Origin of the sequence: Nocardia sp. NPDC051900, assembly GCF_044452545.1 — a bacterium.
Lineage (GTDB): Bacteria > Actinomycetota > Actinomycetes > Mycobacteriales > Mycobacteriaceae > Nocardia > Nocardia sichangensis.
Map to the genome: position 1 here is coordinate 62434 of NZ_JBITBU010000001.1, position 25374 is coordinate 87807.

Genomic DNA, 25374 nt, shown 5'->3' on the forward strand with positions numbered 1-25374 from the left:
CCGGCACCGGAGCACCGCGCGCTACCACTGAACGCCGATTCGGCCCATCGCGTGTTCCGGACACTCGCCCGACCGGTGATCGCCGACTCGGCTCGGCCGCACCGGCACCGGAGCACCGCGCGCTACCGCTGAACGCCGATTCGGCCCGACGCGTGTTCCGGACACTCGCCCGACCGGTGATCGCCGACTCGGCTCGACGCGCACGTTCCGGACGATCGCCCGACCGGTGATCGGCCGTTCGACTCGACATGCGTTCCGGACGACCACCCGTACGCACCGCTGAACACCGTCGGCTCGACGCGCCGTGATCAGAGGACCCCGTGCGCGGTCAGGCGCTGACCGGAGTCGCCGTGACGCCGTAACCGAGGTTGGTCAGCACCTCGCTGGTCGCCTTGGCGAAATTGAGCGTGATGAAGTGCAGGCAGGGCGCGCCCTCGTCGATCAGCCGCTGCGCGATCTCGGTGGCGATCTCGATGCCCGCCGCGCGCACCGCCGCGGCGTTCTCCGCACCGTCGTCGCCCGCCGCCTTGCGCAGCCGGTCCAGCACGGCGGCGGGCAGCGGCCTGCCACACAGTTCCTCGGCGCGCTGCACCGTGCGCAGCGACGTGATGGGCATCAGCTCCGGAATGATCGGCTTCGCGCCCTCGATCGGGTCGAGCGCGACGAGGCGATCGCGCAGACGTAGATAGTGCTCGACGTCGAAGAACATCTGGGTGATCGAATACTCCGCTCCCGCTCGCAGTTTCGCGGCCAGGAACGCGGTGTCGGTCGCCAGGTCCGGCGAGCGGTGGTGGCCCTGCGGGAAGGAGGCCACGCCGACGTGGAAATCGCCGAGGTCGCGCACGATGCGCACCAGCTCCTCGGCGTAGGAGACGCCGTCGGGATGCTTGTGCCACTCGCCGAGCGGGTCACCGGGCGGGTCGCCGCGCAGCACCAGGATGTTGCGGATGCCCGAGTCGGCGTACGCGCCGACCAGCGAGCGCAGCTCCGCGACGCTGTGCTCCACCGCGGTCAGGTGCGCGACCGGCAGCAGCGTCGTCTCCTGCGCCAGCTGCCCGGTCACGCGGACAGTGCGGTCGCGAGTGGAACCGCCCGCGCCGTAGGTCATCGATACGAACGCGGGGTGCATGCACTCGAACTGCCGGACGGCGCGCCACAGCCGCGCTTCGGCGGCGGCGTCGCGCGGCGGATTGAACTCCACGGAGAACGGCACCGCGTGCCCCGCGTGCGCCCGCAGACTCTCCACGACCGACGGTGTGGCGGAGACGTTCGGGTGCGTCCGGGACGCCCGGCCAGGGGTCGAGCCGCCCCGCACGTTGTCGAAAGTCACCGGTTCAGTGTAGAGGTGGCCGGTGGCGGCCCTGTCGGGTCGCTCGGACCCTCCGCGTATTCTTCGCATCGGGCGAGTTGTTCGCCACGCCGAGCGACACGCGCGACCGCCCCTCGCTCGGCCCCGAATCATCCGCAGCGCCCGGGCACCCTCCGCGACCCCGTGCGTCCACCATCCGCACGACCTTGGAGGCTCCTCTGTCCGCCGCAACCGGTACTCAGACGCCGCGCCCAGCGGTGCCGCAGCCGGGCACCCCCGCCTTCGTCACCGCCGTGGAAGACGCCCTGACCCATTTCTTCGCCACCCGCCGCGCGACGACCGAGCGCCTCGGCCCGGTCTTCGTCGAGGCCACCGACGCACTCGAGCAGTTCGTGCTCCGCGGCGGGAAACGCACCCGGCCCGCGTTCGCGTGGACCGGCTGGCTCGGAGCGGGCGGCGATCCGCACGCCCCCGACGCCGCCGCGGTGCTCACCGCGTGCTCCGCGCTCGAGCTCGTCCAGGCGTGCGCGCTGGTCCACGACGACATCATCGACTCCTCCCGCACCCGCCGCCGCTTCCCCACCGTGCACGTCGACTTCGAGCAGCGCCACCGCGACCGCGGATGGTACGGCGACTCGGCGCACTTCGGCGCCAGCGTGGCCATCCTGATCGGCGATCTGGCGCTGTCCTGGGCCGATGACATGGTGCACGCGTCCGGCCTCGCCCCCGCGGCCATCGCCCGGTTCGCGCCGGTGTGGGCCGACATGCGCACCGAGGTGCTCGGCGGCCAGCTGCTCGACATCAGCGGCGAGGCGGGCGGCGACGAATCGGTCGAGGCCGCGCTGCGGATCAACCGCTACAAGACCGCCGCCTACACCGTCGAACGCCCGCTGCATCTCGGCGCCGCGATCGCCGCAGCGGGTCAGGAGCTGATCGAGGCCTACCGCGAGTTCGGCACCGCGATCGGGATCGCCTTCCAGCTGCGCGACGACCTGCTCGGCGTGTTCGGCGATCCGGCGGTCACCGGCAAGCCCTCCGGCGACGACCTGCGCGAGGGCAAGCGCACCGTGCTGCTGGCCGAGGCGCTGCGGCGCGCCGACGACGCCGATCCCGCCGCGGCCGCGCTGCTGCGCTCGAGCGTCGGCACCGACCTGAGCGCGGAGCAGGTGCAGCGGCTGCGCGCGCTGCTGGTCGAACTCGGCGCGGTCGACGAAGTGGAGCGCCGCATCACCGAACTCACCGACACCGGCCTGGCGGCCATCGAGGCCAGCTCGGCGACGCCCGCGGCCAAGGAACGGCTGCGCGCCATGGCGCTGGCCGCCACCAAGCGTGCCGCGTGAGCGCCACGGCGAGGAGACTCCGATGAGAACCGTTGCGGGACCGACCGATCGCGTCGTGGTGGTCGGTGCGGGACTGGCCGGGCTCTCGGCCGCCCTGTATCTGACCGGTGCGGGTCGCACGGTGACGCTGCTCGAGCGGGCCGACCACCCCGGTGGCCGGGTCGGACGCTATCGGGGCGCCGACTACGACATCGATTCCGGCGCCACCGTCCTCACGCTGCCCGAACTGATCACCGACGCGCTCGCCGCCGTCGGCCGCGCCCCGGAGACCTGCGTGCCCCCGCTGCGCATCCACCGGCTGGCTCCTGGCTATCACGCCCGGTTCGCCGACGGCGCCGAGATCAGGGTCTTCGCCGATCCGGACGCGATGGCCGCTGAAGTCGAGCGGGCCTGCGGCCCGGCCGAGGCACGGGGATACCGGCGGCTGCGCGCCTGGCTGGCGCGGGTCTACGCGGCCGAGTTCACCGAGTTCATGGACACCAACTTCGACTCGCCGCTGGATATGGTGCGCGTCCCCGAGAAGCGCCGCGCCCTGGCCGAATTGGTGCGACTCGGCGGCTTCGGCAGGCTCGGTCCCCGGGTGCGCGGGTTCCTGCGGGACCCGCGCCTGGCGCGACTGTTCACCTTCCAGGCGCTCTACGCGGGCATGCCGCCCGCGCGGGCGCTCGCCGTGTACGGCGCGATCCCGCACATGGACACCTCGCTCGGCGTGTATTTCCCCGAGGGCGGGATGCGGGCGATCGCCGCCGCGCTGGCGCAGGCGTTCACCGAGGCGGGCGGCACGCTGGAACTGAACGCCGAAGTGGTCGGTATCGACTACGCGGACCGCCGCGCCCGGCGCGCTCGCACCGCCGACGGGCGTTCGTTCGACTGTGACGCGCTGGTGCTCACCGCCGATCTCGGCTCGCTCGACCGGCTCGGCGTGCGGCCCCGGCGCGGGCTGCGCGCTTCGCCGTCGGCGGTCGTCGCGCACGGCACCGTCCCCGCCGCCGTCGCGGCGGACTGGCCGGTGCAGGCACACCACACCATCGAGTTCGGGCAGGCCTGGGATCGGACATTCGCCGAGATCACGGCCCGCCGGGGCCGCGGCAGGCTGATGAGCGACCCCTCGCTGCTGCTGACCCGGCCCGCGCTGACCGATCCGAGCCTGTTCATCGAACGCGCCGACGGACGTCACGAGCCGTTCTCCCTGCTGGCGCCGTGCCCGAATCTTTCGGCGGCGCCGCTGGACTGGCCGCGTCTCGGCCCCGCCTATCTCCGCGAGCTGCTCGCCGTGCTGGAAGCGCGCGGTTATCGGGGCATCGCCGAGCATTTCGCCGTCGACCGGCTCGACACACCACGGACGTGGCTCGACCGCGGCATGCTCGCGGGCACACCGTTCTCCGCCGCTCACCTCTTCCGCCAGACCGGTCCCTTCAGGCCGAGCAATTTCCCGCGTTCCAGCGACAACGTGGTTATCGCTGGTTGCGGCACCACTCCTGGTGTGGGCGTGCCGACCGCCCTGCTCTCCGGAAAACTGGCGGCAAACCGTATTGCCCGCGCGATCGCGCCCACTTCGCCTGGAACCCCGCGCACCAGCCGGATAGTGTTCGAGGCGACGCCGTAAACTAAGCGCCGACCTATTCGCTCGCGGTTGCGACCGCCGACCATTCGGGGGGACCGACACCAGATGGCATCCCCCGAAACGCGCACCGCAGAGGCCGCCTCCGCCGGTGACATCCACTCCTCGTCGCCCGCCTCCGCAGGTCGCGAATCGGCCACCCCCCGCGGTGTCCTGTGGTGGGTCCGCACCTCCGCCGACTTCGCCAGAAGCCCCGAGGGCCATGCCGCGCTGCTCGGCTTCTTCGGCGCGATCATGATCATGTTCGGCGGGTTCGGCGCGGGCAGCGTCCGCAAGCGGGACCCGCTGCTCGAGGCCATGCACCTGTCCTGGCTGCGGTTCGGGCACGGCTACGCGCTGTCGACCATCTGCATCTGGATCGGCGTGCTGCTCATGGTCACCGCGTGGGTGCGGCTCGGGCGCGCCACGATCGGCACGGGCGACCGGACCGACGCCGAGGTGACGCTGAACGAGTTGCGCGCCATCGTCGGCATCTGGATCGCGCCGCTACTGTTCGCCGTGCCGATGTTCAGCCGCGACGCCTACTCCTACCTCGCGCAGGGCGCGCTGCTGCGCGACGGCTTCGACCCCTACCGGGTCGGTCCGGTGGCGAATCCCGGTGTGCTGCTGGACAACGTGAGCCCCGTGTGGACCACCACCACCGCGCCGTACGGCCCGGTGTTCCTGCTGCTCGGGCGCGCGATCACCGCCGTGACCGGCGACAACGTGGTGGCGGGCACCATCGCGATGCGGCTGGTCATGCTGCCCGGCCTGGCGCTGATGATGTGGGCGGTGCCGTATCTGACCAAGCACCTCGGCGGCAAGCCGACCGTCGCGCTGTGGCTGGCGGTGCTCAACCCGCTGGTGCTCATCCACCTGATCGGCGGCGTGCACAACGAGATGCTGATGGTCGGCCTGATGTGCGCGGGCATCGCGCTGGTGCTGGAGCGCCACCATGTGGCGGGCATCGTCGTCGTCGCTATCGGCGTGGCCATCAAGGCCACCGCGGGCGTGGCGCTGCCGTTCCTGGTCTGGATCTGGATGCTGCACGAACGCGAACGCCGCGCCGCGCAGCGGGTCGGGCGCGACCCGGCGCACCTGCCCGCCAGTGAGCAACCCGGCGACGCCGCGGAGCCCACCGAGGACATGCCGCATCCCGCACTCATGTTCGGCAAGATCGCGGGGCTCGGTCTGAGCGTGTTCGCGGTCGTCTTCGTCGCCGCCTCGGCCATCGCGGGCGTCGGCATCGGCTGGCTGACGGCGTTGTCCGGGTCCAAGAAGATCATCAACTGGCTGTCGCTGCCGACCGTGATGGCGCACGCGGTCACCTGGATCACCCCGCTGCGGCTGGAATCGGTGCTCGAGGTGACCCGCGCGATGTGCGCGCTGGCCCTGGTCGCGGTCCTCGCGTGGACCTGGTGGCGGTTCCGGCACAGCGAGCGGGAGGCGGTGCTCGGCATCCTCATCGCGTTCGTCGCGATCGTCATCCTGTCGCCCGCCGCACTGCCCTGGTACTACTCGTGGCCGCTGGCGCTGGCCGCCGGGTTCGCGCTGTCCACCACGACGCTGATGGCGCTGGTCGGCGTGTGCACCTGGCTCATGCTGGTCTTCCAGCCGGACGGTTCGATCGGCCTGTACAACTTCTGGCACGTCGCCGCCGCCACCTTCGCCGCGGTCGTGGCGGCGCTGTCGCTGCGCACAGTGGACCCGCTGCGCCTGCGCGCCACGCCGCCGGGCGATGTCGCGGCCACGCCCGGCGAGGCCACCGCTTCGCGCGCCGCCACCCCATGACCGAGGACCGCCTACCGGGTTCCGCGCTGCTGCCGCTCGCCTACCGCGAGTGCAGGCAGATCGCGGCCGCCCATGGCCGCACCTATTTCCTGGCCACCCGGCTGCTGTCGGCCGAACGACGACCCGCCGTGCACGCGCTGTACGCGTTCGCGCGCATGGTGGACGACGTCGTCGACCGGGCGGGCCGTTCCGCCGCGGCACACGATCGCGACCCGGCCGCGGAACTCGATCAGATCGAACGGGACCTGCGGGCCGCACTGGAATCGCGCCTCGGCAGCGCGAGGACGGCACCGCACGCTTCTTCCGCCGACCGGCAGAACGACCGGAGCTGGGAATCGGGCCCGCGGCCGCGCGCCCTCGTCCTGGCGGCGGTCACCCACACCATCCACCGTTACGACATTGCCGCGCAGCACTTCTGGACGTTCCTGGATTCCATGCGAATGGACGCGCCGGGCGCCCCGGCGTTCCGTAATCGCTACGCCACCATGGCGCAGCTGCGCGAATACATGCGCGGCTCGGCGGCCGCGATCGGCTTGCAGCTGCTGCCGGTGCTCGGCACGGTCGTCCCGGTGTCCGCGGCCGAGCCCGCCGCCGCCGCGCTGGGCGAGGCGTTCCAGCTGACCAACTTCCTGCGCGACGTCGCGGAGGATCTCGACCGCGACCGCGTCTACCTGCCCGCCGACGCCCTCGCCGCGTTCGGCGTCGACGACGCCCTGCTGTTCGAATGTCGCCGCACCGGCCGGACCGATCCGCGCGTCCGGCGTGCCCTCGCCCACCTCATCGCGGTCAACCGCGACCTCTACCGCCGCGCCGAACCCGGCATCGACCTGCTCGAACCGCGAGTACGCCCCGCCATCCGCACCGCGGCCACCCTCTACGCGGACATCCTGCACCACATCGAGCGCAGCGACTACGCCGTCTTCGACCACCGCGCGGTAGTCCCCCGCCACCACCGCCTCCGCATAGCCGCCACCGAATTCACCACCGCCACACTCCGTGGCCGCCTCACCCGCTGACCACGGCCCCGATTCTTTCGGCACTCGTCCGATCGCAGCTTCACGATCCATCCCTCCTCCGAGCGACGGCCCGGACAAGACGCCACCATCAGCGCCCCGCCACCGCCAACGAGGCCTCGCCCTGTCCAACGTAAGAGCACCAGCCCAACCTCCGAGCGCGGCCGAACCGACACGCCGCGCCGCGGTGCCCCCAGCGAGGACCTCCAGGCCGCTCGGCAACCGCGAAACCCCTGGTAGCGACGTCACCACCCGACACAACCACACACACCTCGACCACAGGATCCGAGCGACGCGACACCGAGCACCACCACGCAAGCTCAATAGAACCGGCACAGCAGCCGCACCGATGCCACCCCCACGGAAATCAGCCCTGCGACAACCGCGAAACCCCTGGTAGCGAGGTCACCACCCGACGCACACCAGCTCAACCACAGGATTCGAGCGCAGCGAGACCGAGCATGCGCCGCGCAAGCCCGGTAGAACCGGCACAACAGGGGCAGCAATCCCACCAGCGCGGACCTCGGGCCCGCGGCAACAGCGAAACCCCTGGTAGCGAGGTCACACCGGACGCAAGCACACCACCTCGACCACAGGTTTCGAGCGAAGCGAGACCGAGCCTGTTCCGTTCGCGGCCCGGCTCGCGTTTGCGCGGCCGCCGCGTACGCGACGAAGGAGCAAGCGGCGGTCGCGCAAACGCGAGCCACAAGAGGGCCGCGAACACGCCGCGCCCGCGCGGCCAAAAACTCAGAACGGATCCGCGGCGGCCCGGCGCAGAACTTCGCGGGCAAGGGGCCCGTGCAGGGCGTCGACCGGCTTGCCGGGCAGGGTGTCGTCGTCGGTGAAGATCCACTCCAGGATCTCCTCGTCGGTGTACTTGGCGTCGCGCATCACGGTGATCAGGCCGGGCAGCGGCTTCACGACCGCGCCGGTGTCGTCGAAGAACCGCTCGGGGACACCCGCCACGCCTTCTCTGCGGACGGCGATCAATTGATGGTCGCGCAACATCTGGTGCACCCGGGTTACCACAAGCCCGAGTCGCTCGGCCACCTCCGGCAGCGACACCAGGGTCACCGACTGCGGAAGGACGTCGTCACTGCAGGGAAATGCACTCACCCGGACAACGGTAGACGGTCGCGCGCCGCACGTCGTGAGACACCCGGGGTGGTGCGAGTCGATACCATCGTGGGGGCCGCACGGAGCGGCTGACTTTGTGAAAGCCGGAGGACTTCTCTTGATCGGCCAGATGCTGGAAGGGCGCTATCGGATCGATGCGCCGATCGCCCGCGGCGGAATGTCGATGGTCTTCCGCGGGGTCGACACCCGCCTGGACCGGCCGGTCGCCATCAAGGTGATGGATCCGAAGTTCGCGGGCGACCCCCAGTTCCTGTCCCGATTCGAGTTCGAGGCGCGCGCGGTCGCCAAACTCAAGCATCCTTCTCTGGTCGCGGTGTACGACCAGGGCATCGACGGCGATCACCCCTTCCTGATCATGGAGCTGGTCGAGGGCGGCACGCTGCGCGAGTTGCTGCGCGAGCGCGGCCCGATGCCGCCGCACGCCGTGCGCGCTGTCGCCGAACCCGTGCTCGCGGCGATCGGCGTCGCGCACTCCGCGGGACTGGTGCACCGCGACATCAAGCCGGAGAACGTGTTGATCTCCGACGCGGGCGAGGTGAAGATCGCCGATTTCGGTCTGGTGCGCGCGGTGGCGGCGGCGAACACCACATCGGCGAGCGTCATCCTCGGCACCGCCGCCTATCTGTCGCCCGAGCAGGTCACCAGCGGCTCCGCCGACTCGCGCAGCGACGTCTACTCCTTCGGCGTGCTGATCTTCGAGTTGCTCACCGGCCGGGTTCCGTTCACCGGCGACACGTCGATCTCGGTGGCCTATCAACGCATCGAGAACGATGTGCCGAGTCCGAGCGCTTTCATCTCCGGGGTACCGCCCGAGTTCGACGAACTGGTCGCCAAGGCGACCGCGCGCGAACCCGCCCACCGGTTCGCGGACGCGAACGAGATGGCGGCCGCGCTGCGGCTGATCGGCGCCGAGCTGCGGCTACCCGCCTATCGGGTGCCCGCGCCGCAGGACTCCGCCGAGCATCTCAGCGCAGGCTACCGAGCCGTGCAGCCGGATCGCGACGACCAGCCTGGCTTCGCCGGGGCGTCTGCCCTCCCGCCGCAGCCGGTGCAGCACACCCGAGTGGTCACCGCCCAGCGGCCCCGCATCGACCACGACGCGCCGGATGCCTACGACCGGCCGCAACCGGTGCGCCAAGCGCATCCCGCGGCGCCGTATCCGCCCTACTCCGACGACATCAACCGCTCGCGGCGGACGGTCTGGGTGTGGGTGGCCATCGTCGCGGTGCTCACCCTGCTGGTCGGCATCGGCGGCTGGTGGCTCGGTGTCGGTCGCTATTCTGCGGTGCCACCCATCGCGGGGCTGGACACCGACAAGGCGGTCGCCACCCTGCAGAATGCCGGCTTCGAGACCGAGATCCGCCAGAAGGCGTCGGACGCGATCCCGGTCGGCGGCGTGGTCGGCAGCGACCCTTCGGCCGGATCCAAGATCACCAAAGGGTCGACGGTCGCCGTCCTGGTCTCCAACGGCAAGCCGAAGGTACCGGACGTCAAAGCGGGTGACCAGGTGTCGAAGGTCAACCAGTTGATCAGGGACAACGGCCTGCAACCGGTCGACGCGGGCGAGGTGTCCAATACCGCGCCCAAGGGGACGGTCGCCCGGGTGGAACCGAACCCGGGGACCGTGCTGCCGCTCGGCGCGCAGGTGAAGGTGTACCGCAGCAAGGGTTCCCAGCCGGTGAAGGTTCCCGACGTGCGCGGCAAGTCGACCGACGAAGCCACCAAGATCCTCACCGCCGCCGGCATCGCGGTGCGTGAGACCAAACCTCAGTTCGACCGCAGCGTCGAGGCGGACAACGCCATCGGCACCCAGCCGGGCGCGGGCGCAACCATCCAATCGGGCGACGGCGTCGTCCTGCTGATCTCCAACGCTTTGAAGATGCCCGACGTCCGCGGGTGGACCGTGGCCAACGCCCGCGCCAAGCTGGAGAGCCTAGGTTTGCGGGTCGAGGTGAAGCAGTTGGCGCGCGCGGACAGCTCCCTGGTGGTCTCACAGACTCCGGCCATCGGGGTCAACCTGGAGGCGGGCGACACGGTCACCATCGTGGCCCTTCCCTAGCGGGAAGCGCACCGGCCGCGGGTCAGGGAAGACCGCGCGGCCGGGGATCGGACCTCAGCGCAGCATTTCGGCGACGAGGAACGCCAACTCCAGCGACTGCTGAGTGTTCAGCCTGGGGTCGCAGGCGGTCTCGTAGCGGCCGGACAGATCGAGGTCGGAGATGTCCTGGGCGCCGCCGAGGCATTCGGTGACGTCCTCTCCGGTGAGTTCGATGTGCATGCCGCCGGGATGCGTGCCGAGCGCGTGGTGCACCTCGAAGAAGCCCTGCACCTCGTCGACGATGCGGTCGAAGTGGCGGGTCTTGAAGCCGGTGGATGACTCGTGGGTGTTGCCGTGCATCGGGTCGCACTGCCAGATCACCTGGTGACCGGTGGCCTGCACCTTCTCGATGATCGGCGGCAGCACGTCGCGGACCTTGCTGTGGCCCATGCGGGACACGATGGTCAGCCGGCCCGGCTCGTTGTTCGGGTCGAGCCGCTCGACGTACTCCACGGCCTGCTCGGGCGTGGTGGACGGGCCGATCTTCAGGCCGATCGGGTTGGCCAGCAGTTCCGCGAACGCGATGTGCGCGCCGTCGAGCTGGCGGGTGCGCTCGCCGATCCAGAGGAAGTGCGCCGACAGGTTGTAGAGCACCGGCTCGCCGATCGCGTTCTCGCTCAGGCGCAGCATGGCGCGCTCGTAGTCCAGCACGAGCGCTTCGTGGCTGGCGTAGATGCGGGCCGACTTCAGGCTCGGGTCGTTCACCCGGCACGCGGTCATGAACCTCAAGCCGCGGTCGATCTCCTCGGCCAGCGCCTCGTAGCGCGCGCCGGCGGGCGATTTGGCCACGAAGTCACGGTTCCAGTCGTGCACCTTGTGCAGGTCGGCCATGCCCGCGCCGGTCAGCGCGCGCACCAGGTTCATCGCGGCGCTCGCGTTGGCGTAGGCCCGGACCAAGCGCGACGGGTCGTGCTCGCGCAGCGCGGCGTCGGCGACCAGCGAGTTCACCATGTCGCCGCGGTAGGACTTGAGCCCGCGCGAATCGGTGTCCGAGGAGCGCGGTTTGGCGTACTGGCCCGCGATCCGCGCGACCTTCACCACCGGCAGGCTCGCGCCGTAGGTGAGGACCACCGCCATCTGCAGGAGAGTACGAATGTTGCCGCGAATGTGCGGCTCGGTGTTGTCGGCGAAGGTCTCCGCGCAGTCGCCGCCTTGCAGGAGGAACGCTTCACCGCGGGCCACCTCGGCCAGCTGGCCACGCAGCTCCTCCACCTCGGCGGGCACGCAAATCGGCGGGACGCTCTCCAGCACTGTGCGCATGTTGGCCGCCTGCTCCGGATCCCAGGACGGCTGCTGCAGCGCGGGCCGCGCCAGCGCGTCGTCCAACCGCCTGCGCAGCTCGGTGGGCAGCGGCGGCAGTTCCGGCAGGCGATCGATGGGTACGTCGACGGTCCAGTTCACGAGTTCAGAATACGGACCGCACGCCCCTTGGGGACACCCAGTCCCAGGGCTGGAATCGCTCCACCCAGGGTGAATGTGTTCTGCCCAGCGGGTGCCGCCGCGGAGCAAGACCGTGTGGTTCGATTTGTCGTCTTCAGCGCCATCGCGGAATTCGAGGATTTTCGGTTGCCCTACTCGATACCGGCGATATGGCGAAAATCCATTTCCGAAGGATTCTTCTATCCAGTTTCCAGGGCAGGATTCTCTCCTTGCCACACGCCCTCGCGCTCGTGCCCTCCGTGCACGACCTTCTACACTGCATACGAGAACACCAGCCATTCCGCACCCAATTGCTGCCGAAATCCCTGCCAGCGCAGATATCAGAGAGGCACAGTGCTTGAGATATTTTTATGACTGCGAATTCATCGAGGACGGAGTGACCATCGATCTGGTCTCCATCGGCGTCGTCTGCGAGGACGGCCGGGAGTACTACGCGGTGTCCACCGAATTCGATGCCGAACGTGCGGGGCCCTGGGTGCGCAAATTCGTACTGCCGCAGCTGCCTTCGCCCTCCTCTCCGCTGTGGCGCAGCCGCGACCGGATCCGCGACGAGCTGTACGCGTTCCTGGTGCCGCGGCCGACCGTGCAGCCGGAGTTGTGGGCCTGGGTGTCCGCCTACGATCACGTCGCCCTGTGCCAGTTGTGGGGCTCGATGGTCGATCTGCCCAACGCGCTGCCGCGCTACACCAACGAATTGCGCCAGCACTGGGAGTCGCACGGCCGTCCCGAACTTCCGCCGATCCCGCCGGACGCGCACGACGCGCTCGCCGACGCCCGGCACAACCTCGCCAAATTCGAGGCAATCGAGGCCGCACGCCGCGCGGCGCCACTCCTCTGACATAGGCGGCATAGACGCGAAAAGGCCCCGAGTCGTATTCGACTCGGGGCTTTCCGTGGCCGGGGCGTCAGTGGCCGTGCTTGCCGTTCGCCGCCTCCTGCGCCTGCTGCAGCACCTTCAGCTGCTTGTGCTCTTCGGCGTGCTCGATCTCGAAGTGCCGATCGCTCTCCTCCTGCGGATCCGCGCGCAGGAAGCTGCCGGTGCCCGGCTTGCCCGCCGAACCCAGCTTGCTCATCTTCTTCGGCACGGGCGCGCCCTGGTACTCCAGCGGGATCGGGTGGCCGTGGTCGTCGACCGGGCCGAGCGGCTGGTGCACCTCGATGTACTCGCCGTGCGGCAGGCGCTTGATCACACCGGTCTCGATACCGTGCTCGAGCACCGCCCGGTCACTGCGCTGCAGGCCGAGGCAGAACCGGTAGGTGAGGTAGTACGCCACCGGCGGGGCGACGAGCAGTCCGATGCGGCCGATCCAGGTGGTCGCGTTCAGCGAGATGTCGAACTTCAGCGCGAGGATGTCGTTGACGCACGACAGCGTGAGCACCACATAGAACGCGATGGCCATCGCGCCGATCGCGGTCCGGACCGGGACGTCACGCGGACGCTGCAACAGGTTGTGATGCGCGGCGTTGTCGCCGGTGAGCCGCTTCTCGATCCACGGGTAGGCGATCAGCACCGTGAACACCAGACCCATGATCAGCGCGACCCAGAAGACGGCGGGCACGGTGTAGCGGCCCAGGTACAGCTCCCACGGCGGCATCAATCGCGCCATGCCGTCGGTCCACATCATGTAGAAGTCCGGCTGCGAACCCGCCGACACCTGTGACGGGTTGTACGGACCCAGGTTCCAGATCGGGTTGATCTGGAACACGCCACCCATGATGCCCACGATGCCGAGGGTGAAGGCGAAGAACGCGCCCTGGTCGGCGGCGAACACCGGCACGATCCGGGCGCCCACCACGTTGTTCTCCGTGCGGCCTGGCCCGGGGAACTGGGTGTGCTTCTGGTACCACACCAGCGCCACGTGCGCGGCGATCAACGCCAGGATGATGCCGGGGAACAGCAGCACGTGCGCGATGTAGAGCCGCGGAATGATGATCTCGCCGGGGAAGTCACCACCGAAGATCAGCCAGTGCATCCAGGTACCGACGATCGGGATGCTCATGGTGATACCGCCGAACGCGGCCCGCAGGCCGGTGCCGGAGAGCAGGTCGTCGGGCAGCGAGTAACCGAAGAAGCCCTCGAACATCGCCAGGATCAGCAGCAGCGAGCCGATCACCCAGTTCGCCTCACGCGGCTTGCGGAACGCGCCGGTGAAGAAGATACGGAACAGGTGGATGATGATCGACGCCGCGAACAGCAGGGCCGCCCAGTGGTGGACCTGGCGGACGAACAGACCGCCGCGGACCTCGAAGGTGATGTTCAGCGCGGTCTCGTAGGCGCGCGACATGGTCACGCCGCGCAGCGGCTGGTAGGCGCCGTTGTAGACGACCTCGCTCATCGAGGGATCGAAGAACAAGGTCAGGTAGACGCCCGACAGCAGCAGGATGATGAAGCTGTAGAGCGCGATCTCGCCGAGCAGGAACGACCAATGCGTCGGGAAGACCTTGTTGATCGACCGCTTCATGAACGCGGCGGCGCGGTAGCGCTCGTCCGCCTCGCTGGCTTGGGCTGCGACTGAAGGACTCATGAACGGCGCTCCCAGTAGGCCGGGCCGAGCGGCTCGATGAAGTCGCCGTTGGCGACCAGGAAGCCCTCAGCGTTGACGGTGATCGGCAGCTGCGGCAGCGCGCGAGCGGCGGGACCGAAGACCGGCTTGCCCCATTCGGTCGCGGAGAACTGCGACTGGTGGCAGGGGCACAGGATCCGGTTGGTCTGCTGCTCGAACAGCGAGGTCGGGCAGCCGAGGTGGGTGCAGATCTTCGAGTAGGCGAAGTAGTCGCCGTAGTTGAAGCTCTCCTGCCCCTTGCGCTTGATCGCCTTCTGCGCGTCCTCGGTACGCAGGCGGATCAGCATGACGGCGTTGCGGATGCCGCGCAGCGACTGCAGGGTCGCGTGCTCGTCACCGCGCCACTTCTCCTTCCACGGGAACACCGTCTCCATGGCGCCCGCGTCCAGGTCCTCCGGACGCACCAGCACCACGTCCTCCGGGCGACCGGTGTCGCGGCGGATGTAGATGGTCTCGCCCGGGTAGTCCGGGGTCCAGCCGGAGACCCACAGCGGCGACTTGTCGCCCTTGGCCCACGGGTTCTTGATCAGGCCGCCGACGAACACCAGCAGCGCGCCGACGCCGAGTACACCGACGCCCGCGCCCGCGGTGCGGGTGATCATCTTGCGGCGGCCGAGCGTGGAGGTGTCCAGCGCGTCCTGCAGCTCGGCGACCAGGGTGCGGCGCTCGACCTCCGGCGACGGACCGTCGTGCCGCTCCTGGATGGAGAGTTCGGCGGGGATGAACAGCTTGCGGATCAGCACCACCGCGACGCCGATGACCAGCACCGAGATGCCGAAGGTCAGGCCGACCAGCGGGGTGAACAGCGAGTAGAGCCCGTGGCCCTCCTCATCCTTGGCCTTGAACTCCCACGGCCAGAACAGGAACACACCGACCAGCGCCGCGGCCGCGATGCCGGACACGGCGAACCAGAAGGTGACCGCGCGCTCGGCGCGCTTCTCCGCCCGGGTCCCGGGGATCGGGAAGCGCTCGCGGCGGTAGGCGACGTCGACGCCGTCGCGCTCGGTACCGAGCTTGACCAGCTCGTCGCGCGACATCTTGTCGAGGTCCGCCTCGGTGGGCTCCGCCGGGTTGGCGTTCACCGACTGCTCCTTCGACAGATGCGCGTCGTGGCCCTCATCCGGCCGACCCATGTCGTCTCGCTCCTTCTCGCTATTGCTCATGACCTGGATCCGATCCACATCGCGGCGCCGACGACGAGCGTGATGCCGACCACCCAGATGGCCAGGCCCTCGGTCGCGGGACCGAACCCGCCGAGATCCCAGCCGCCCGGGCTGTGCTCCTCGGTCGCGTTCTTGACGTAGGCGATGATGTCGCGCTTCTCCTCCGCGCTCAGCTGGCGATCGGAGAACTTCGGCATGTTCTGCGGGCCGGTGATCATCGCGGCGTAAATCTGCTGCTCGCTCGCCGGTTCCAGCGGCGGCGCGAACTTACCGGAGGACAGCGCGCCGCCGCGTCCGGTGAAGTTGTGGCAGGACGCGCAGTTCATGCGGAACAGCTCCGAGCCGCGGGCGATGTCGTCGCCGCGCATCGACTCCTGGGCGACCTCGCCGTTGGCGTCGCGGACCACGGTCGGACCGCCGCCGTGGGCAGCCACGAACGCGCTCAGCGCGTCGGTCTGGTGGGCGTCGAACTTCGGCGGCTTGCGCTGCGCCTGGGCCTCGTTACGGGCCATCGGCATGCGGCCGGAGGACACCTGGAAGTAGACCGCGGCCTCGCCGACGCCGATCAGGCTGGGACCACGGTCGGCCACACCCTGCAGGTTCGCGCCGTGGCAGGTGATGCAGGACGTGTCGTAGAGCTGCTCGCCCTCGCGGATGAGCGCGGACTGGTCCTCGTGCGCGGTGGCCCGCTGCGGGTCCGGCGTGAGGGCCGATGCCAGGAAGCCTGCTCCGACGAGGCCCACCAGCAGCGCAAGTCCGCCCGCGATGCGACGGCGAACGCGCCGCTGCCTGCGCGTCTTGCTGGCCTGGCCGTTCCCGGGGCTGGCGGGCTCTGGCGCTGACGGGGGAGATGAACTCATCTGTGTCCCTTTGGAGTAGACGGAACCGACTTGTGCGAAAGATCTCGGGTCGCGCCGCGCCCGCCGAGGCGGCGCGGCGACCACGATCAGCGGACGAAGTAGATCGTGGCGAACAACCCGATCCACACGATGTCGACGAAGTGCCAGTAGTAGGAGACGACGATCGCGGCGGTGGCCTGCGCGGGGGTGAACTTGCTGACCTTTGTGCGCATGAGCAGGAACACGAACGCGATCAGACCGCCGATGACGTGCAGACCGTGGAAGCCGGTGGTGATGAAGAACACCGAGCCGTAGGAGCTGCTGGAGATCGTGGTGCCCTCGTGCGCGAGGTTCATGTACTCGTAGCCCTGGCCGCCGACGAAGAACGCGCCCATGATCAGAGTGATGACGTACCAGCGGCGCAGGCCGAACACGTCGCCCTTCTCCGCGGCGAACACGCCCATCTGGCAGGTGAACGACGACGCGACCAGCACGGTCGTGACCGGCACTGCGAGCTTCAGGTTCAGCTCGGTCGGCTCCGGCGGCCAGTTACCGTGCGCCTGGGCGCGGGCGACGAAGTACATCGCGAACAGGCCGGCGAAGAACATCAGCTCGCTCGACAGCCAGATGATGGTACCGACGCTGACCATGTTGGGCCGGTTCAGCGAATGCACACGCTGGGTAATGGCCGATCCTGGGGTCCCTACTGCGGTCGTCACGGGGGTAAGTATGACTCGTCGTAGTACGACGGCAGTAGCCGGGTACGAAACTCGTTCCTCCGTGTCGGAAAACGCAGGGAGAGCGGGCTCTCGACCAGGCAGGGCCGGTACGAGCCGGATGCGCGAACCGGGAACGAGTCGCACGCGCGGACGAACGCCCGGCCAGCATGACAGGCGAGGGTAAGGAGAAGCTGAGATGAAGGTGAAGGCGACGCCGGGACTGTGGCGCCGACTGTTCCGGCGGGACCGGGACACCGCTCTCGACCCGGACCGGGCGGACCTGGTCGTGGTCGCGTCGAGTTTCGACGACGCGGAGGCGTGTTCGGCCGCGCTGGCGCGCGCGACGGGGCTGGCACCGGATGCTCCCGCCGTGCTGCGGCATCACCTGCGCATCCCGCCCCGGCACGTGCAGGCCGTCTGCGCGATCGCCGCGCAGGACGGCTACTCCCCCGCACCGCAGGTGAGCGGCCCGGGCACCGACGAGTTCGAGCCGCTGATCCTGCGGCGCGTGCAACTGCTCGACGCCCTGCACTGCTCCCAGGAGCGCTCCCGCATGGCCGGTCTCGCCCAACGTCACGACGGCCACGCCGACGGCTGGGACGCCCTGCAACCGAGCCCACAGCCGTAACAGCCCTGCCGACCCGGGTTCCCCGACGACTCCGGCAGCGACAACTCGCACGTGTGACGAAGCCGTGGCCGAGCGAACACAACTCCCGAACCGCGCGCCCCGCCCGACTTCGACCACCAACGCGCCCAGCGCACCCCAACCACGTCTTTCGAGCGAAGCGAGACCGAGCATCCGCCGTTCGCGGCCCGGCTCGCGTGTGCGCGGCCGCCGCGTAGGCGACGAAGGAGCAAGCGGCGGTCGCGCACACGCGAGCCATAAAGGGGCCGCGAACACCCAGCGCCGCAGGCGCTGGAAGAACTAACACAGCTAGGCTGCTTGCGGACAAACTGGTGCGCGAACCAGTGTGACGGGAGAAGTGTGGAATGAGCGTGCGCAGCTGGCCCCAGGTGCTCGGAACCCTCGCCGACGGTGGCGACCTGGCCGCGGACGACACGGCGTGGGCGATGAGCGAGATCATGTCCGACAACGCCACCCCCGCGCAGATCGCCGCGTTCGGCGTCGCCATGAAGATCAAGGGACCCACGCCCGCCGAGCTGACCGGCCTGGCCAGCGGCATGCTCGAGCACGCCCGGCTGGTGCGGATCGATGGCGACGCGGTCGACATCGTCGGCACCGGAGGCGACCGGTCCGGCTCGGTGAACATCTCCACCATGTCCTCGATCGTGGTGGCCGCGGCGGGGGTGCCCGTGGTCAAGCACGGGAACCGGGCCGCGTCGTCGAAGAGCGGCGGCGCCGATGTGCTGGAGGCGCTGGGCGTGAAGCTCGCCCTCGGTCCCGAGGCGGTGGCTCGCTGCGTGCGGGAAGTCGGCATCGGTTTCTGCTTCGCGGCCGTGTTCCATCCCGCCCTGAGGTACGCGGGCGCGGCGCGCAGCCAGATCGGCATCCCGACCGTCTTCAACGTGCTGGGGCCGCTGACCAACCCCGCGCAGCCGCGCGCCGGGCTGGTCGGCTGCGCGTTCGCCGACCTGCTGCCCGTGATCGCTGGCGTGTTCGCCGAACGCGGCGCGAGCGCGCTGGTGGTGCGCGGCAACGACGGCCTCGACGAGATCACCACCTCGGACACCACCGAGGCGTGGATCGTGTCGGGTGGACGAACGCGCCGGGCCACCATCGATCCGACCCGCATAGGCATCCCGCGGGTCGATCTGGACGCGCTGCGCGGCGGCGACAGCGAGGTGAACGCGGGCGTGGCCCGCGACGTGCTCGCCGGTCGTGGTGGCGCGGTCCGGGACGCGGTCCTGCTGAATTCGGCCGCCGCGATCCTGACCTACGACTGGTCGCGCGGCGTCGGCGATCCCGACGCCGACCTGCACGCCGCGCTCGCGGCGGGCGTCGAGCGCGCCGCCGAGGCGATCGACACGGGCGCCGCCACGGCGTTGCTGGAGCGCTGGGCGAAGCTGACGCAGACGCTCGGCGACAACTGACGCGGGCTGGCTCGGTGCCCGCAGCGATGCCCGGCTCGTGCACGCTGCCGCGGCTTCGGCGCCGACCTGGCCGTGCCGATGCTCTCCGACATCGCCGCTGGGAACACGCGCCGACACGCTGACCTGAGCGAGGGCCGCGGCCGCGATCGTCGCGGCCGGTAACGTCGGCCGGACAATTCGGCGCATGCCGAGTCGGGCACCGCGCCGATCGGTTCGACCGACGAGGAGCACCGACATGCGACTTTTCGTTCCGCTACTCGTCGTCCTCGCCACCGCAGGCATCGCCGCCGTCCCAGGAGCGAATGCGGCCGGAGGCGTTTTGTTCGCCGACGGCGTCGTGTACGAGAACCCGGTCGGCTGCGTCGAGGTCGGCGACGGGTCCGACGTGGAGATCCGCAACCGCACCGATGGAGTCGCGCACTTGTACGAGTCGCCGGACTGCTCGGGCGACGTCGTCGTGCTGCCACCGAACGACGGCGCCTATTTCGCCGTGCGCAGTGTCCGGGTGCGGGACTGAGGGACTATTCGCCGAGCGAGAACGCCGCCTCCACTTCGGCGCGCGAATACGACTTGAACGCGATATGGGTCGTGGTGCGCAGGACACCCGGTGTCTTGTCGATCCGGCCGGTCACCACATCGGCGATCTGCTCGTGGTCACGTACCCGCACGATCGCGATCAGGTCCACGTCACCCGCGCAGGAGTAGACCTCGGCGACGCCGTCGGTGTCCGCGACCGCCTGCGCGGTCTCCGGGATGCGGCCGTTGTCGGCGTGGATCAAGACGATCGCGGTAATCATGACGCTCAGCCTAAGCGGTCCAGATAACCTTCCTCGGTCGGTTGGGCGCGGACCGCCGCGTCGGCCAGTTCCGCCCAGCCCAGCCAGCGCGCCGCGCCGAAGAGCGGCTCGTGATACCCGTCCGTGGTCCGCACGATGCGGACGCCGGGCCGGGCCAGCCAGCGTACGACCAGCGCTACTTCCTCGGGGGACGCGCCGCGTAAAGGCGGGGCGTTCTCGACCGGAGACCTGGCGTGGTCCTGCACATGCGGTCCGGCGACCCAGGCCGGAACCACTGTTTCGGCGGCGGCCACGATCTGCTCCACGATGGGCATCGGCGGCACGCCCCTCTGGGCGGTACCGGAACCGGCCAGGCGGCCGTACCGGATGACCGCGAACTCCCACCCGCCGTCACCGTCGGGATGCGCGGCGATCAGCTCGGCGATGCGCGCCACCGCGGCCAGTCGCTGGGTGCGCCGCAGCGCGCGCACTACTCGCGCCACGCGATCGCGCAGCCGCGCCGCCGCCTCGAAATGTTCCGCGCGCGAATGAGTTTCGATGCGGTCGAGCATGAACCGGATCGGCGCGTCGCTGCGCCCGGCGAACAACGCGCGCACGAGCGCGGGCGCGGGCGCGTACTGCGCCATGTTCAGCGGCTTTCCCTGGGAGCCCGCTGGACAGCCGCCGACCAGGGCGGGCGGGCACTCGTGCGCCGCGTTCCTTGACAGCCGTGCCGTGCAAGTGCGCAACCCGGTGAATTCGGCGATGATCACGCCCAGGTCGGCGGCGTCGTTGCGGGAGTGGAACGGCCCCAGCGCGTCCCGGCCGGGCTCGCGCACCACCGAGAACCGCGGGAACGGCTCGTCGGTGAGAGTGAGCCACCAGGCCCGTTTCGGGAATTTCGACCGGCGGTTGTAGGGCGGGGTGTGCGCCACCAACAGCCGCAGTTCGCGCACCCCCGCCTCGAGCGCGTGCGCGCACACCACGTGGTCGACCCGAAGCGCCAGCGAGACCATCTCTTTCATCCGCCCTCTGGTCTCCGAACCGGTGAAGTAGTTACGGACGCGGCGGCGCAGGTTCACAGCCGTGCCTATATATAGGACTTCGTCCGAGGGACCGCGGAACAAATACACCCCCGGAGCGGCGGGGAGATCGGCCGCGAGGACGCGTTTGGAGCGCTGCCGGGGCGTGACGTCGGGCAAGTAGTCGAGCAGCTCGGTGAGACTGTGGACACCTTGGTTCCCGACCCGCGCGATCAGGGCGTGCAGCACGTCGACGGTCGCGCGCGCGTCTTGCAGTGCCCGGTGCGTCGGCTGCGTGGTGGCGCCGAGCAGCCGGGCCAGCGAAACCAGCCGCACGGAAGGCGCCTCGTCGCGCCCGAGCACCCGTCGCGCCAGTTTCACGGTGCACAGCACCTGCGCGGCCGGCCATGCGGTGTCGCACTGCGCCGCGGCGGCACGCAGGAACGCCATGTCGAACCGTGCGTTGTGCGCGACCAGCACCGCGCCCGCGGCGAACTCCAGGAAGCCGGGCAGCACCGCCTCGATGCGCGGCGCGGCGTACACCATCGCGGTGGTGATGCCCGTGACGTGCACGATCGCGGGCGGTATCGCTCGTCCCGGGTTGACCAGTGTCGCGAATTCGCCGAGCACCTCCCCGCCGCGCACCTTCACCGCTCCGATCTCGGTGATGCCGTCGGCCCCGGGACTGGTCCCGGTGGTCTCCAGGTCCACGACCACGAAAGTCGTGTCGTACAAGGGGGTGTCGAGCTCGTCGAAAGCCAGCTGCTGGACGGCCGGGCGCGGCACGGGATCGGACACGGCGAGCAGCGTAGGGCCACGGTCCGACAGGAACCGAGCACGCGAATACGCCGCGAAATGTCCGAATGACACCGTGGAGATTTCGGGGGGATACCCGGGAAATGATCTAGAAATGCGGAAAAGAGACTCAGATCACATACGGTTCAAAACTGTATCAAACATTGCGGCGAGTCCCGCGAAAAGCGATCTGCCGACCCCGGGCGTGTCGGCAACCCCTGGCTCTACGGTGTACGAACGACCGACCATATCGGAACCTATGGCACATTATCCGCCACTACCTGGGAAAACACTCCGCAGACCCACCCGGGGTAGCCGACCGGTCCACCCCGCCGCGCGACCCTGCTCGAAGGCGCGCTCTCGCACGATTACCCCGCCGTTATCTTTTCGTGATTCGGTGGGACGCATCTCACATCCATTAGCCGGTGAAATTGTTGAGCAACCCCATTTCGCTTCGCCGACGCTTTACAAACGACCGTGATGTGTTCGTAACCTTTTCGAGACCTCACGGAGTCCCGCCGCGCCGACCGGTGCGGCGCCGACGAAGTCCGCGGCACCACCGGGTGCGGCGTCGTGAGGCAGATTGGGAGTACCGCATCATGACGACCAACGCCGCCAAGCGTCAGGCGAAGCGCGCTGTTGCCGCCGGGGCCGTCGGCGCTGCCACCATCGGCGCGTTCCTGCTGCCCGCAGCCCCCGCGTCGGCCCAGCCGGTGACCGTCCCCGGCGTGGGAACCTTCGACGTTCCGAACGAGCTGCCGGTTCCGCCGGGCATTCCGGGCGTCGAGCTGCCCGGCCCCGCTCCCCTGCCCTTCGTCGCACCCAAGGCCTCCGGTGACATCGCGCTGGACGCCGCCCTGAGCAAGGTCGGCTCGCCGTACGTCTACGGCGCCGCGGGCCCGGACGCGTTCGACTGCTCCGGCCTGGTCCAGTGGTCCTACCGCCAAGCGGGCATCGAACTGCCCCGCACCAGCGGCGCCCAGCTCGCCGCGGGCAGCCCCGTGTCCCTGGACGATCTGCGCCCCGGCGACCTCGTCTCGTTCTACGGCGGCGGCCACTCCGGCCTCTACGCCGGTGACGGCAACGTCGTGCACGCGTCCACCTCGGGCCAGCCCGTGAAGGTGGCGCCGATCTCCTCCATGCCGATCGCAGGCGCTCGCCGCTTCTGAGCAGCAGCTGGTCGGGCCGCGAGATCGCGGCCCGACCGCACCACGGCCCTGTGATCAATTCGTTCTCTACTGGACATCGATGAGGGCCGTTCCGTAACCTAACCGAGACCTTCCACCGATTACCCGGGTTCGCCCGGCGCAAACCTCGGGGTTCGTCGAAGGCTTCCGCGTCGGTTTCGCGAGAGATCGCTGCACGAGAGAACGGGGCACCGCGGGCTGTGGCTGAGCATCACCGGGGACAGCAGACCAAACGTCTGGTGGGAGGGACGCTGGCAGCCGGATTGCTGGCCGCCGGTCTCTACGGCGGCGGCCCGGCCGGAGCGGATCCGGTGGCGCTTCCCTCCACCGCCACGGAGGCGGTGCAGCGGATGATCGATCTGTCTCGTCAGTCCGAACAGCTCAACCAGCAAGCTCTGGGCGTGGAAGCCGAGTTGGACGCGAAGCTCGCCGTCCAGCGTGACGCCGACGCTCGGCTGGCCGCCAGCACCGACCTGGTGAACCAGGCCAGGGACGAGATCCGCCGGTATCGGCCGGTCATCGACCGCACCGCGATCGCCGCCTACCAGGGCGCCCGCACCAACCGCCTGTTCGCCGTGCTGGTCAGCGACTCACCGCAGCAACTGCTCGACCAGATGTCCACGCTGGACGTGGTGTCCGCGCAGACCTCCGAGCAGCTCGACCACTACTCGAAGGCCACCGACGCCGCGACCGCCGCCGAATCGGCGGCCCGCACCGCCGCCGACGCCGCCCGTTCCGCCGCGCAGAAAGCCGAGGCGGTGCGCATCGAACTGGAGCACAAGCGCAGCGACCTCGGCGGCGCCATCGCCCAGGTGGTGCAGGCTTGGGGGTCGCTGTCGGCCAAGGACAAGTCGGCCCTCGCCGGATCGCCGTTCCCGCCCGGCTTCGACCGGGACAGTCTCTTGCAGGGCCTCGTCCCCGGCAGCGGGACCAGCGCGCTGGCGGCCGGTCTCACCCGGATCGGCGACCCTTACGTCTGGGGCGCCACCGGTCCGGACCAGTTCGACTGCTCAGGCCTCGTCCAGTGGGCGTTCAAGCAGGTCGGCAAGAACGTGCCCCGGACGAGCTCGCAGCAGGCCACCTACGGCACACCCGTGGCCAAGGAGGATCTGCAGCCCGGCGACGTCGTGTTCTTCTACTCCGACATCTCGCACGTCGGCATCTACGCGGGCAACGGGCTCATGCTGCATGCCTCCACCTTCGGCGTGCCCGTCGCGGTCGCACCCATGAGCTCGACGCCGTTCCATTCGGCTCGGCGATACTAGAGGCCGTGAGCGAGCCAACCAGCGGCACCGCAGTACTCGAAGCCCAGCCAACCCGCGACGGGCAACGGTGACCCACCCGGGCGGGCGGCGCGGCGCCTACCCCGTCGGCCGCACAGCCGTATCCCCCGCCGGGGCGCGCCGATGAACGGCATGCGGAGATTGCGCGCGTGGTGCTCGGCCCGGCGACGCTTCGAGTTCTGTCTCACCGTCGCGATGGTGGTGGCACTCACCGGCGTGTGCGTCGCGCTGATCATGTTGCCGAACACGGTGCTGCCGAAACTGCGGGCCGCGGAGCCGGGAGCGACCGAGGCGGTGGGTCAGGCGGCGGCCGCCGATCCCCGGCTGGCCGAGGTGCGGCGCATCGTCGAACCGTTCGGGTCGATCATCGCCCGCCAAGTGCCGACCGGAGACGGGGGACGGTCCCTGGTCGTCGGCCATCCCGACCAGCGGATCGAAATCGACGTGCTGGAACGTGAACTCGCCGAGGCCACCGCCGCGGTGACCGACGTCTGGGGTCCCGGCTGGGCGCAGTCCGCGCTGGTCGTCGTCGCCTCGTCGCCCTCCGAGTTCGCGGCCCTGCTGCGCTCACCCGGTCTCCTGCCCGCCGAAGTCGCCGCCGCCTCCGTCGCCGATCCGTTCACGGCGGGCAGTCGGCCCACCGGCCAGCGCGTCGTCTTCGGCCCCGACACCGGACGCCGCCTCGATCCCGAGGGCATGGCCACCCTGCTGCGGCATGAACTCACCCACATCGCCGCTCGCGCCGACACCGTCGACGGCGCCCCGCTGTGGATGCTGGAGGGTTTCGCCGACTACACCGCGCACCACGGGGAGGACCAGCGGTTCTCCGACATCGCTCCCACGCTCACCGCGCATGCCCACGCGGGCCGGATCCCCGAGGATCTGCCGCCCGACACCGACTTCTCCGGCCCCGACGCCGCCTTCACATACGAAAAGGCCTGGTCGATCTGTGCCTTCGTCGCCGAGAAGTACGACCGAGCCCGCCTCGTCCAGCTCTACCACCGCATCGCGGCGGGCAAACAGGACCCCACCACCGAAGACGGCATCCTCCGCGAAGTCCTCGGCACCCCCCGCGCCGATTTCGTCGACGACTGGCGCGAGTGGCTCCGAACCCGAACCGCCTGACCCCTACCGACAGCCGCGAGCGCACCGGTGCCGCGCCCGTTACGCAGGGTCAGCGGACGTCGGTGCGGAATAGGAAGGCGTCGCGTGGCAACTGGAGCGAAGCGAGACCGAGCCTCTTCCG

General features: G+C 69.8%; 21 protein-coding genes. 12 read left to right on the plus strand and 9 right to left on the minus strand.

Annotation, left to right across the window (positions count from 1 at the left end):
* Positions 1-328: 328 nt before the first annotated feature.
* The gene (locus ACIA5H_RS00290) at positions 329-1330 is read right to left on the minus strand and encodes a methylenetetrahydrofolate reductase (protein ID WP_379253070.1); all 1002 of its coding nucleotides are present in this window, start codon (positions 1328-1330) and stop codon (positions 329-331) included.
* A gap of 185 nt (positions 1331-1515) precedes the next feature.
* Between ACIA5H_RS00290 and ACIA5H_RS00295 the strand changes: the two genes are divergently transcribed.
* The 4 genes from ACIA5H_RS00295 to ACIA5H_RS00310 all read left to right on the plus strand — a co-directional run bounded on the left by ACIA5H_RS00295 (position 1516) and on the right by ACIA5H_RS00310 (position 7056).
* Positions 1516-2649 carry a polyprenyl synthetase family protein gene (locus tag ACIA5H_RS00295; RefSeq protein WP_397072808.1) on the plus strand — a complete coding sequence of 378 codons (1134 nt, stop codon included), beginning with the start codon at positions 1516-1518 and terminating at the stop codon, positions 2647-2649.
* 22 nt (positions 2650-2671) lie between these two features.
* Complete coding sequence (crtI, locus tag ACIA5H_RS00300) at positions 2672-4255, plus strand: phytoene desaturase family protein (RefSeq protein ID WP_379253067.1); 1584 nt, start codon at positions 2672-2674, stop codon at positions 4253-4255.
* A 63-nt stretch (positions 4256-4318) separates the two neighbouring features.
* Complete coding sequence (locus ACIA5H_RS00305) at positions 4319-6040, plus strand: alpha-(1->6)-mannopyranosyltransferase A (RefSeq protein ID WP_397072810.1); 1722 nt, start codon at positions 4319-4321, stop codon at positions 6038-6040.
* On the plus strand, positions 6037-7056 hold the full coding sequence (locus ACIA5H_RS00310; RefSeq protein ID WP_397072812.1) for a phytoene/squalene synthase family protein: 1020 nt from the start codon (positions 6037-6039) through the stop codon (positions 7054-7056). The genes ACIA5H_RS00305 and ACIA5H_RS00310 overlap by 4 nt, the downstream gene beginning before the upstream one ends.
* A gap of 744 nt (positions 7057-7800) precedes the next feature.
* On the opposite strand, the gene ACIA5H_RS00315 is transcribed toward ACIA5H_RS00310, so the two are convergent.
* A complete protein-coding gene (locus ACIA5H_RS00315) occupies positions 7801-8169 on the minus strand; it encodes an Rv2175c family DNA-binding protein (protein WP_355079591.1) in 369 nt (122 codons plus the stop codon).
* Between the two features lie 118 nt (positions 8170-8287).
* On the opposite strand from ACIA5H_RS00315, the gene pknB reads away from it, so the two are divergent.
* Positions 8288-10249, plus strand: coding sequence for a Stk1 family PASTA domain-containing Ser/Thr kinase (gene pknB, locus ACIA5H_RS00320; protein WP_397072815.1), 1962 nt, complete (start codon positions 8288-8290; stop codon positions 10247-10249).
* A 54-nt stretch (positions 10250-10303) separates the two neighbouring features.
* Here the strand turns inward: pknB and ACIA5H_RS00325 are convergent, their stop codons facing one another.
* The gene (locus tag ACIA5H_RS00325) at positions 10304-11689 is read right to left on the minus strand and encodes a class II 3-deoxy-7-phosphoheptulonate synthase (protein ID WP_355079587.1); all 1386 of its coding nucleotides are present in this window, start codon (positions 11687-11689) and stop codon (positions 10304-10306) included.
* 376 nt (positions 11690-12065) lie between these two features.
* On the opposite strand from ACIA5H_RS00325, the gene ACIA5H_RS00330 reads away from it, so the two are divergent.
* Positions 12066-12566 carry a polyadenylate-specific 3'-exoribonuclease AS gene (locus ACIA5H_RS00330; RefSeq protein WP_397072817.1) on the plus strand — a complete coding sequence of 167 codons (501 nt, stop codon included), beginning with the start codon at positions 12066-12068 and terminating at the stop codon, positions 12564-12566.
* A gap of 67 nt (positions 12567-12633) precedes the next feature.
* Here ACIA5H_RS00330 and ACIA5H_RS00335 read toward each other — a convergent pair whose 3' ends face one another.
* The 4 genes from ACIA5H_RS00335 to ACIA5H_RS00350 all read right to left on the minus strand — a co-directional run bounded on the left by ACIA5H_RS00335 (position 12634) and on the right by ACIA5H_RS00350 (position 17013).
* Positions 12634-14253, minus strand: a complete 1620-nt coding sequence (locus ACIA5H_RS00335; protein ID WP_355079583.1) for a ubiquinol-cytochrome c reductase cytochrome b subunit — start codon at positions 14251-14253, stop codon at positions 12634-12636.
* Positions 14250-15425, minus strand: a complete 1176-nt coding sequence (locus ACIA5H_RS00340) for a ubiquinol-cytochrome c reductase iron-sulfur subunit (RefSeq protein ID WP_355079687.1) — start codon at positions 15423-15425, stop codon at positions 14250-14252. The genes ACIA5H_RS00335 and ACIA5H_RS00340 overlap by 4 nt, the downstream gene beginning before the upstream one ends.
* Before the next feature lie 26 nt (positions 15426-15451).
* Positions 15452-16315: a cytochrome c gene (locus tag ACIA5H_RS00345; RefSeq protein WP_355079581.1), complete on the minus strand. Its 864-nt coding sequence runs from the start codon at positions 16313-16315 to the stop codon at positions 15452-15454.
* An 86-nt stretch (positions 16316-16401) separates the two neighbouring features.
* Positions 16402-17013, minus strand: a complete 612-nt coding sequence (locus tag ACIA5H_RS00350) for a heme-copper oxidase subunit III (protein WP_039797061.1) — start codon at positions 17011-17013, stop codon at positions 16402-16404.
* 196 nt (positions 17014-17209) lie between these two features.
* Between ACIA5H_RS00350 and ACIA5H_RS00355 the strand changes: the two genes are divergently transcribed.
* The 3 genes from ACIA5H_RS00355 (at position 17210) to ACIA5H_RS00365 (ending at position 19582) form a co-directional block, all read left to right on the plus strand.
* Complete coding sequence (locus tag ACIA5H_RS00355; protein WP_355079579.1) at positions 17210-17641, plus strand: hypothetical protein; 432 nt, start codon at positions 17210-17212, stop codon at positions 17639-17641.
* Between the two features lie 362 nt (positions 17642-18003).
* The gene (gene trpD, locus ACIA5H_RS00360; RefSeq protein ID WP_397072821.1) at positions 18004-19065 is read left to right on the plus strand and encodes an anthranilate phosphoribosyltransferase; all 1062 of its coding nucleotides are present in this window, start codon (positions 18004-18006) and stop codon (positions 19063-19065) included.
* A 235-nt stretch (positions 19066-19300) separates the two neighbouring features.
* The gene (locus ACIA5H_RS00365; protein ID WP_397072823.1) at positions 19301-19582 is read left to right on the plus strand and encodes a hypothetical protein; all 282 of its coding nucleotides are present in this window, start codon (positions 19301-19303) and stop codon (positions 19580-19582) included.
* Between the two features lie 4 nt (positions 19583-19586).
* On the opposite strand, the gene ACIA5H_RS00370 is transcribed toward ACIA5H_RS00365, so the two are convergent.
* Positions 19587-19862 (minus strand): Lrp/AsnC family transcriptional regulator, encoded by a 276-nt coding sequence (locus ACIA5H_RS00370; protein WP_067800602.1) that lies wholly within the window; start codon positions 19860-19862, stop codon positions 19587-19589.
* 5 nt (positions 19863-19867) lie between these two features.
* Positions 19868-21661 carry a DEDD exonuclease domain-containing protein gene (locus ACIA5H_RS00375; protein WP_397072825.1) on the minus strand — a complete coding sequence of 598 codons (1794 nt, stop codon included), beginning with the start codon at positions 21659-21661 and terminating at the stop codon, positions 19868-19870.
* Positions 21662-22257: 596 nt separating this feature from the next.
* Here ACIA5H_RS00375 and ACIA5H_RS00380 point away from each other — a divergent pair.
* The 3 genes from ACIA5H_RS00380 (at position 22258) to ACIA5H_RS00390 (ending at position 25253) form a co-directional block, all read left to right on the plus strand.
* Entirely contained in the window at positions 22258-22827 is a 570-nt protein-coding gene (locus ACIA5H_RS00380; RefSeq protein WP_355081457.1) for a C40 family peptidase, read from the plus strand.
* Positions 22828-23045: 218 nt separating this feature from the next.
* Positions 23046-24110: an NlpC/P60 family protein gene (locus ACIA5H_RS00385; protein WP_355081455.1), complete on the plus strand. Its 1065-nt coding sequence runs from the start codon at positions 23046-23048 to the stop codon at positions 24108-24110.
* A gap of 150 nt (positions 24111-24260) precedes the next feature.
* A complete protein-coding gene (locus ACIA5H_RS00390; RefSeq protein ID WP_397072828.1) occupies positions 24261-25253 on the plus strand; it encodes a hypothetical protein in 993 nt (330 codons plus the stop codon).
* Positions 25254-25374 lie beyond the last annotated feature (121 nt).